Origin of the sequence: Kitasatospora sp. MY 5-36, assembly GCF_001182915.1 — a bacterium.
In the GTDB taxonomy this organism is placed as follows: Bacteria; Actinomycetota; Actinomycetes; order Streptomycetales; family Streptomycetaceae; genus Kitasatospora.
The window spans coordinates 1-8,150 of record NZ_LFVW01000523.1 but is presented as its reverse complement, the minus strand read 5'-3'; the positions used below and the strand labels follow the sequence as shown (position 1 = coordinate 8,150).

Annotated in this window: 9 protein-coding genes and 2 pseudogenes; 4 read left to right on the top strand and 7 right to left on the bottom strand. The window is 73.7% G+C overall.

The genetic code is table 11. From position 1 onward, the window contains the following. Window positions 1-687, bottom strand: a pseudogene (locus AE652_RS29105) (FUSC family protein); the annotation flags it as partial. Between the two features lie 309 nt (window positions 688-996). On the opposite strand from AE652_RS29105, the gene AE652_RS29100 reads away from it, so the two are divergent. Continuing rightward, window positions 997-1,671 carry a Crp/Fnr family transcriptional regulator gene (locus tag AE652_RS29100; protein WP_030288117.1) on the top strand — a complete coding sequence of 225 codons (675 nt, stop codon included), beginning with the start codon at window positions 997-999 and terminating at the stop codon, window positions 1,669-1,671. 102 nt (window positions 1,672-1,773) lie between these two features. Here the strand turns inward: AE652_RS29100 and AE652_RS29095 are convergent, their stop codons facing one another. From AE652_RS29095 to AE652_RS45425, 5 genes are all read right to left on the bottom strand, one after another. Then, window positions 1,774-2,607, bottom strand: coding sequence for an MBL fold metallo-hydrolase (locus tag AE652_RS29095; protein WP_049656840.1), 834 nt, complete (start codon window positions 2,605-2,607; stop codon window positions 1,774-1,776). Continuing rightward, the gene (locus tag AE652_RS46660) at window positions 2,604-2,777 is read right to left on the bottom strand and encodes a hypothetical protein (RefSeq protein WP_158077682.1); all 174 of its coding nucleotides are present in this window, start codon (window positions 2,775-2,777) and stop codon (window positions 2,604-2,606) included. The genes AE652_RS29095 and AE652_RS46660 overlap by 4 nt, the downstream gene beginning before the upstream one ends. Before the next feature lie 135 nt (window positions 2,778-2,912). Continuing rightward, the gene (locus AE652_RS29090; protein ID WP_074001790.1) at window positions 2,913-3,779 is read right to left on the bottom strand and encodes an NUDIX hydrolase; all 867 of its coding nucleotides are present in this window, start codon (window positions 3,777-3,779) and stop codon (window positions 2,913-2,915) included. Window positions 3,780-3,894: 115 nt separating this feature from the next. After that, window positions 3,895-4,362, bottom strand: a complete 468-nt coding sequence (locus AE652_RS29085) for a RidA family protein (protein ID WP_049656835.1) — start codon at window positions 4,360-4,362, stop codon at window positions 3,895-3,897. Beyond that, window positions 4,359-4,517 carry a DUF4177 domain-containing protein gene (locus AE652_RS45425; RefSeq protein WP_094743074.1) on the bottom strand — a complete coding sequence of 53 codons (159 nt, stop codon included), beginning with the start codon at window positions 4,515-4,517 and terminating at the stop codon, window positions 4,359-4,361. The genes AE652_RS29085 and AE652_RS45425 overlap by 4 nt, the downstream gene beginning before the upstream one ends. 212 nt (window positions 4,518-4,729) lie before the next feature. Here AE652_RS45425 and AE652_RS29080 point away from each other — a divergent pair, with 212 nt between their 5' ends. Together AE652_RS29080 and AE652_RS29075 are read left to right on the top strand one after the other, a co-directional pair. Beyond that, on the top strand, window positions 4,730-5,803 hold the full coding sequence (locus AE652_RS29080; RefSeq protein WP_049656834.1) for an ArsA-related P-loop ATPase: 1,074 nt from the start codon (window positions 4,730-4,732) through the stop codon (window positions 5,801-5,803). Further along, window positions 5,800-6,969: an ArsA family ATPase gene (locus tag AE652_RS29075; protein WP_049656832.1), complete on the top strand. Its 1,170-nt coding sequence runs from the start codon at window positions 5,800-5,802 to the stop codon at window positions 6,967-6,969. The genes AE652_RS29080 and AE652_RS29075 overlap by 4 nt, the downstream gene beginning before the upstream one ends. 111 nt (window positions 6,970-7,080) lie before the next feature. Here AE652_RS29075 and AE652_RS29070 read toward each other — a convergent pair whose 3' ends face one another. After that, window positions 7,081-7,404: a WhiB family transcriptional regulator gene (locus tag AE652_RS29070; RefSeq protein WP_030240986.1), complete on the bottom strand. Its 324-nt coding sequence runs from the start codon at window positions 7,402-7,404 to the stop codon at window positions 7,081-7,083. Window positions 7,405-7,905: 501 nt separating this feature from the next. Between AE652_RS29070 and AE652_RS29065 the strand changes: the two are divergent. Beyond that, a pseudogene (locus AE652_RS29065) lies at window positions 7,906-8,150 on the top strand (penicillin-binding protein); the annotation flags it as partial.

Below are 8,150 nucleotides of genomic sequence, written 5' to 3'. Positions count from 1 at the left end.
CGCGTCGCCGAGGGCGCGCCGCCGGGCCGGGGCGGAGAGCGCGAGGCTCTGCCGGGCCGCCTCGACCGCGCCGACCAGGGCGGTACGGGCGGCGGCGTCCGGCCGGCCGGGATCGCTCCGCAGCAGCCGGGCCGCGGCCTCCAGGGCGCGGGCGGTGGCGATCCGCTCGGGCCCGTACGGGCGCACCAGGGCCGGGGCCATGCAGACCAGCCCGGCCAGTGCGGCGCCGAGCGCGGTGAGCGCCAGGTGCGGCGGGACCTCGCCGAGCCGCTGCGGGACGAAGGCGCAGCTGGAGGAGGTGAAGGGGATGATCAGACTGCCGGGCGGGCCGACCCGGGCGGCGTCGCAGAACAGCTTGTGCAGGGCGGCGAGCACCGCCGCGACCGCGACCAGGACGGCGGCGTCGCGGGTCAGCGCGGCGGCGGTGAGGGCGGCACCGGTGCTGAGCACGGTCCCGAGCAACACGCCGACCAGCATCCGGGCCCGGGCCCGGTACGGCAGGCCGTGCCCGTACAGCGCGCCCAGGCCGCCGGCCGAGGTGTAGAGGGCGAGGTCGAGCCAGCCGAGGCCGAGCAGGGTGAGGTTGAGCGCGCCGAGGGTGACCACGGCGCTGAGCGCGGGCTTGTGCCAGCCGTCCCCGGCCGGACCGACCCGAAGTGCCTGGCGGAACTGGGCGGTGGTGACCATGCAAAAAGATTAACAGGTAATTTATCCGTGAAACATATGTCCGCGGTGCCGCGCACCGGACACCCGCACGGTGAGGGCGATTCCCTGTTCGAGTCAGACGGACAAGAGTTCGACCGACAGCCGCCGGAGGCCTCCCGTTCCCGGGCCCGACCAGTGGTCCGCCGGTACGAATGGCCCCGCACGGCACACCCCGACACACCCCCTCCTCATATGATCGGAGCGACATGCGCCATGCTTGGTGATGCAGAACACTGAACGGAACTTGCGCCGGACGGCCCACCCGCCGTACGGCCGAGAAGGAGGAAGCACGTGGACGACGTTCTGCGGCGCGCCGCACTCTTCGCGGCACTCGACGACGAACAGGCCGGCGAGCTGCGCGCTTCCATGACCGAGGTCACCCTCGCCCGTGGGGAGTCGCTGTTCCACGAGGGCGACCCGGGCGACCGGCTGTACGTCGTGGCGGAGGGCAAGGTCAAGCTGCACCGCGCCTCCCCGGACGGCCGCGAGAACATGCTCGCCGTGCTCGGCCCCAGCGAGATGATCGGCGAGCTGTCGCTGTTCGACCCGGGCCCGCGCACCGCGACCGCCAGCGCGCTGACCGAGGTCAAGCTGCTGGGCCTCGGCCACGGCGACCTCCAGCCCTGGCTGCACGCCCGCCCCGAGGTCTCCATCGCGCTGCTGCGGGCCATCGCCCGCCGCCTGCGCCGCACCAACGACGTGATGTCCGACCTGGTCTTCTCCGACGTGCCCGGCCGCGTCGCCAAGGCCCTGCTGGACCTCTCCCGCCGGTTCGGCGTGCAGTCCGAGGAGGGCATCCACGTCGCCCACGACCTCACCCAGGAGGAGCTGGCCCAGCTGGTCGGCGCCTCCCGTGAGACGGTCAACAAGGCGCTCGCCGACTTCGCCGGCCGCGGCTGGCTGAAGCTGGAGGCCCGCGCGGTGGTCCTGCTGGACGTCGAGCGGCTGTCGCGCCGCTCGCGCTGACACCCGCGAACCCGTGAACGCGGAAGGGCCCGTCCGGATCGGACGGGCCCTTCCGCGTTCACCGGGCCCTACGCGTCCACCGGGCCCTACGCGTCCACCGGGTCAGTCGGCGCCCTGGATCAGCCCGTGCTCCTCCAGGTAGTCCAGCTGGGCCCGCACCGACAGCTCGGCGGCCGGCCAGAGCGCCCGGTCCACGTCGGCGTAGACCCGGGCGACCACCTCGGAGGCGCTCCGGCAGCCCGCCTCGACCGCGGTCTCCACCTGGGCGAGCCGCGACGCCCGGTGGGCCAGGTAGTAGTCGACGGCGCCGAGCGCGTCCGCGAGCACCGGGCCGTGGCCCGGCAGCACGGTCCGCACGCCGTGCTGGGAGGCCATGGTGTGCAGGTGGCGCAGCGAGTCCAGGTAGTCGCCGAGCCGGCCGTCGGGGTGCGCGACCATCGTGGTGCCGCGGCCGAGCACGGTGTCGCCGGTGAGCACCGCGCCGTCGTCCGGCAGGTGGAAGGTCAGCGAGTCCGAGGTGTGCCCCGGGGTGGCCACCACCCGCAGGTCCAGGCCGCCGACGTCCAGGCGCTGACCGCCGACCAGGCCCTCCGAGCCCAGCCGGTGCGCCGGGTCCAGGGCCCGTACCTCGCTCCCGGTCAGCTCGGCGAAGCGGGCCGCGCCCTCGGAGTGGTCGGCGTGGCCGTGGGTGAGCAGGGTCAGCGCGATCCGCTTGCCCCGTTCCTCCGCGAGGTCGACCACCCGGCGCAGGTGCCCCTCGTGCAGCGGGCCCGGGTCGATCACCACCGCGAGGTCCGAGCCCGGCTCGGAGAGCAGCCAGGTGTTGGTGCCGTCCAGCGTCATCGGCGACGGGTTCGGTGCCAGCACGCACAGCGCCCGAGGGGTGGCCTCGCCGCCGACGGCGGCGGCGGGGTCGCCCGGCAGGAGTCCGCTCACCGACCGCCTCCGACGTGCCGGTGCAGGGCCCGCAACGGCAGCGCCCGGACGAGGGCGCGCTGCGCCACCTCGACGAACGGGACCTGGCTGTCGCAGGCGAGGTCACGGGGGTTCAGGCGGCGGGCGGGCAGCTCGGGTGCCGTCCGGCGAGCCACGTCGTCGTGGGTCATCGGGCGTCGGTCCTTTCTCTGCGTCGGTACGGCAAGGTCGGGTCGTGCGGGTGGTGCAGGTCGTGCCGGTCGTGCGGGTCGTGCGGAGCGCGTCGGCCGTACGGCTCGTACGACCGGCCCCCGTCGGTGGAACGCTCAGGACCCCTCGGGGAACTCCCCGTCGATGGTCAGTTCCTCGTAGCCGGGCCAGCGGACCGTCAGCCGGTCGCCACGGACCTCGGCCCGGCCCAGGACCGGCGCCAGCGGACGGTCGGCGGCCGCGGCCAGGGCCTCGGCGGCGGTCCGTACCGACGACAGCTCGCGCAGCACCGTCACGGTCGGCGGCAGCATGCCGAAGCGGCCCTCCCGGTGGCCCCGCACCGCCTCGGCCGGGGTCAGCCAGGCGACCCGGTCGGCCTCGCCGACCTCCAGGGCCGCGCGCTGGCCGGCCGGCAGCGCGGCGACGAAGAACCAGGTGTCGTAGCGCCGTTCCTCGAACTCCGGGGTGATCCAGCGGGCCCAGCCGCCCAGCAGGTCGCTGCGCAGCACCAGCCCGTGGTCGCGGAGGAACTCGGCGAAGGACAGCTCGTGGGCCTCCAGCGCGGCCCGCTCGGCGGACCAGTCGCGCGGCGCGGCGACGCTGTCGGCGTCCGGGCCGGCCAGCAGCACGCCGGCCTCCTCGAAGGTCTCGCGGACGGCCGCGCAGACCACCGCCCGCGCCGTCCGGGCGTCCACCCCGAGCCGCCGGGCCCACTCCTCGGGCGACGGACCGGCCCAGCCCGGCTCGACCTCGGCGTCCCGCGGGTCCACCCCGCCGCCCGGGTAGGCGTACATCCCGGCCGCGAAGGCCATCGAGGTGCGCCTGCGCAGCAGGTAGGCCTCCGGCCCCTCGGCGGCGTCGCGCAGCAGCACGACGGTCGCGGCGGCCCTGGGCACCGGCGGGGTCACCGCGCCGGATTCGACCGCCCGGATCCGGGCGGGCCAGCCGGGCGGCATCGGCAGCGTCGTCGCTCGATGGTCCATGCCCGGATGCTAGGGCGTGCCCGACGATTCCCGCCAGGCTCACGAGTGGATCGGGCCCACCCGGGCACCACGGAGGCGGGGCCGGACGAGCCCGGCCCCGCCTCCGTGATCACGCTCAGGCGCTCTTGACCCGCACCAGGATCTCGACCTCGACCGGGGAGTCCAGCGGCAGCACCGCGACGCCGACGGCGCTGCGGGCGTGCACGCCCGCCTCGCCGAGCACCGCGCCGAGCAGCTCGCTGGCGCCGTTGACAACGGCCGGGACGCCGATGAAGTCGGGGGCGGCGGCGACGAAGCCGACGACCTTGACGACCTGCTCGACCTGGTCGAGGTCGCCGATCACCGACTTCACGGCGGCCAGGGCGTTCAGCGCGCAGATCCGCGCGAGGTCCTTGGCCTCCTCCGGGGACACCTCGGCACCGACCTTGCCGGTGCTCGGCAGCTTGCCGCCGACGACCGGGAGCTGGCCGGAGGTGAACACGAGGTCGCCGGTCCGCAGGGCCGGGACGTAGGCGGCGACCGGGGCGGCCACCTCCGGCAGGGTCAGGCCCAGCTCGGCGAGCTTCGACTCGACCTTGCTCATGCGTTCTTCTCCCGCTTGAAGTAGGCCACCAGCTGCTCCGGGTTCGGGCCGGGCACGACCTGGACGAGCTCCCAGCCGTCCTCGCCGAAGTTGTCCAGGATCTGCTTGGTCGCGTGCACCAGCAGGGGCGCCGTCATGTATTCCCACTTGGTCATGGCCAGACTCTAGACGAGCCGTCGCGGCGATCCGCGCCGCCCGCCGCGAGGCGTGTGAGGTGGGGCACAAACAGGGCATGATCCGGCCTGACGGCCCAGGTGCTCCGGGCATCCGGTGCGCTCCCTGGTTACCCTCGCGGGAGGGCACCCTGGCGAGGGGCACCCTCGTCAGGAGGGGACGCCCGTAGGACGGAGACGGACGGAGACGGAGCGTGGCACGCACCCCCGGCCAGGCGGCCCGGCGCGACCCCGACTGGGAGGGCGTCCGGCTGCACGTGGTCAGCGGCAAGGGCGGCACCGGGAAGACCACGCTGGCCGCGGCACTGGCCCTGGCCCTCGCCGCCGACGGCGGACGGGTGCTGCTGATCGAGGTCGAGGGCCGGCAGGGCGTCGCCGAGCTCTTCGGGATCGCCGCGCTCCCGTACGAGGAGCGCCGGATCGCCTCGGTCTCCCGCGCCCAGCTCGGGCTGCCGGCCGCGGAGGGCGGGCCCGGCGAGGTCTTCGCGCTGGCGATCGACACCGAGCTGGCGCTGCTGGAGTACCTGGAGATGTTCTACAAGCTCGGCCGGGCCGGGAAGGCCCTCCAGAAGGTCGGCTTCGTCGACTTCGCCACCACCATCGCGCCCGGCGTACGGGACGTCCTGCTCACCGGCAAGGCCTGCGAGGCGACCAGGCGCAAGGACCCGGACGGCCGGCGGCGCTACGACGCGGTGGTGATGGACGCCCCGCCGACCGGGCGGCTGACCCGGTTCCTGAACGTCAACGCCGAGGTCGCCGGGCTGGCCCGGATCGGCCCGATACACACCCAGGCGCAGGCCGTGATGCGGGTGCTGAAGTCACCGGAGACCGCGGTGCACCTGGTCACCCTGCTGGAGGAGATGCCGGTGCAGGAGACGGTCGACGGCATCGCGGAGCTGCGCGAGGCGAGGCTCCCGGTGGGCGGGGTGATGGTCAACATGGTCCGGCCGCCGGTGCTGGACGCGGCGGCGGTGGCCGCGGTGGACGGGGACCACCGCGAGGAGGTCGCCCTGGCGCTCGGCGAGGCCGGACTCGGCGGCCGCACCCGCACCGGGGAGAAGGTCCGGGCGGCGGTGGAGCCGCTGCTCGACCCGCTGCTGGAGCAGGCCAGGGAGCACGCCGAGCGGGTCGAGCTGGAGCGCGCGCAGCGCGCCGACATCCAGCAGCTGCGGCTCCCGACGTACGAACTGCCGCTGCTGGGCGAGGGCGTGGACCTCGGCGGGCTATACCGGCTGGCGGGCGAACTGAAGCGGCAGGGGGCGGCATGACCTCGAACGGGGTGCGGAGCACCGGACGGCGGCTCGCGGTGGACGAGCTGATCGACGACCCGAAGACCAGGATCATCGTCTGCTGCGGCTCCGGCGGCGTCGGCAAGACCACCACCGCCGCGGCCCTCGGCCTGCGGGCGGCCGAGCGCGGCCGCAAGGTCGTGGTGCTGACCATCGACCCGGCCCGCCGGCTCGCCCAGTCGATGGGCCTGACCGAGCTCGACAACACCCCACGGGTGGTCAAGGGGGTGAACGGCACCGGCGAGCTCCAGGCCATGATGCTGGACATGAAGCGGACCTTCGACGAGGTCGTGCTGGCCCACGCCGAGCCCGAACGGGCCCGGGCGATCATGGAGAACCCCTTCTACCAGTCCCTGTCGGCCGGCTTCGCCGGCACCCAGGAGTACATGGCGATGGAGAAGCTCGGGCAGCTGCGCGCCGCCGAGGAGTGGGACCTGATCGTCGTGGACACCCCGCCGTCCCGCTCGGCGCTGGACTTCCTGGACGCGCCCAACCGGCTCGGGTCCTTCCTGGACGGCCGGGTGATCCGGATCCTCACCGCCCCGGCCAAGGTCGGCGGCCGCAGCGCGATGCGCTTCCTGAACGCCGGGATGGGCCTGCTCACCGGCACCCTGGGCAAGATCTTCGGCGCCCAGCTGCTCACCGACGTGCAGACCTTCGTCAGCGCGATGGACTCGATGTTCGGCGGCTTCCGGGAGCGCGCGGACCGCACGTACCAGCTGCTCAAGGCGCCGGGTACGGCGTTCCTGGTGGTGGCGGCGCCGGAGCGGGACGCGCTGCGCGAGGCGGCGTACTTCGTGGACCGGCTGGCCGCGGACCGGATGCCGCTGGCCGGGCTGGTGCTCAACCGGGTGCACGGCACGGGCGCACCGCAGCTCACCGCGGAACGGGCGCTGGCGGCCGCCGAGGCCCTGGAGGAGAACGGCTCGGAGCACGCCTCGCCCGAGGCCGAGCTGCTCGCGGCCGGGCTGCTGCGGCTGCACGCCGAGCGGATGCAGATCATGGGGCGCGAACGCCGTACCCGCGACCGCTTCGTCTCGGTGTACCCGGACGTGCCGATCGTGGAGGTGCCGGCGCTGCCGGGCGACGTGCACGACCTGGACGGGCTGCGGGCCATCGGGGACCGGCTCAACGGCGCGGTCTAGCCCGCGCGGTCACCGACCCCGGCGGTACAACCCGGCGCGGTCACCGGCCCTGCGCGGCACGGCCCCCCGTCCGCGGGGCCGACCGGCCCGGGCCGCGTGGTGCGGCCGGGCTCAGCCCGCCTGGGCGTAGTCCGTCAGTATCACCCCGGTCGCGAGGGACTCCTCGTACTCGGTGCGCGCCGTCTCCAGCAGCCTCCGCCACGAGATGACGGTCGGGCGGCGGCGCAACAACGCCCGGCGCTCGCGCTCCGTCATCCCGCCCCACACCCCGAACTCCACCCGGTTGTCCAGGGCGTCCGCGAGGCACTCGGTCCGGACGGGGCAGCCGCTGCACACCGCCTTCGCGCGGTTCTGTGCCGCCCCCTGGACGAACAGTTCGTCCGGATCACTCGTGCGGCAGGCGGCCTGCGCACTCCAGTCGTCAACCCAGCCCATGCCGGCGCCGTCCTCTCCCGTATCGAGGCTCCCCCACGGCGGCAACGGCATATTCACCGTTGCCAGTTGAGGACGTTACGGAAGAACGACAGCTTGCAACAGCCCCTTCGGGCTCAATCTCGAATGACCCAATTGGACTATGGGTGGCGATCAGCTCACTCGTTGGAGTGATCGCAGGTCGCACACCTTGCCAAGAGCGGAACCCCCACTCTCGCCACAGGAGTCGTCACTGAGTGCGACCGACCACACCGGCACAGCAGGCCACAGCTGCCTCAAAACCCGGACATCAGCGGGTAATTCGGGCAAGTCTTCTCGCCCACAAGAGTGAACGATGTTGACGCACCGAAGCTGTCGCAAGCTTGTGACAAGCCTAGGCGAACACCTGCCCCGGTGTGCGGGAATCCGCGACGTAGGGTTCTCCCCATGGCACCGAAGCGCCCCCAGGCATCCCAGCCCCCAGGCAACACCGGAGCTCCGCGCGGCCGGACCGGCGGATCCCCGATGGAGCACGCCGGCAACGGCGTGAAGTTCCTGGGCGTCAGCGTGCTCTCCGGAGTCCTGCTGGCAGGCCTCGCCCTGCCCGCCGTCGGCGCCATCGGGCTGACCGCCAAGGACACGGCGGAGAGCTTCGCCAACATCCCCGACGACTTCAAGACCCCGCCGCTCACCCAGGCGACGCAGATCTTCGACGCCAAGGGCGGCCTGATCGCCAAGGTCTACGAGCGCGACCGCACCGTCATCACCGC